The organism is Xanthobacter sediminis, assembly GCF_043195015.1.
In the GTDB taxonomy this organism is placed as follows: Bacteria; Pseudomonadota; Alphaproteobacteria; order Rhizobiales; family Xanthobacteraceae; genus Xanthobacter.
Map to the genome: position 1 here is coordinate 1 of NZ_JBAFWH010000070.1, position 245 is coordinate 245.

Annotated in this window: 1 pseudogene; it reads right to left on the reverse strand. The window is 64.1% G+C overall.

Annotation, left to right across the window (positions count from 1 at the left end):
• Positions 1 to 245: pseudogene (locus tag V5F61_RS21240) on the reverse strand (hypothetical protein); the annotation flags it as partial.

Below are 245 nucleotides of genomic sequence, written 5' to 3' on the forward strand. Positions count from 1 at the left end.
GCCGGTCCCGGTGTAGGTCAGCCGTTCGACGTTGGCGAAGCTGGCCATGCTATATGTCGTGGCCGTGGCACGGATCTCGTCAACTCCTTCTCCGGCTGCTTCGGTGATGGTGACGCTCTGGCTCCCGACGATGTAGATGTCATCGCCATCTCCGCCCTGCAGCGTGTGGCCGGCGGTTGAGGAGGCCAGCGTATCGGCAAAAGCCGTCCCGACCACGCGTTCGATGGCGGTCAGGCTGTCACCTG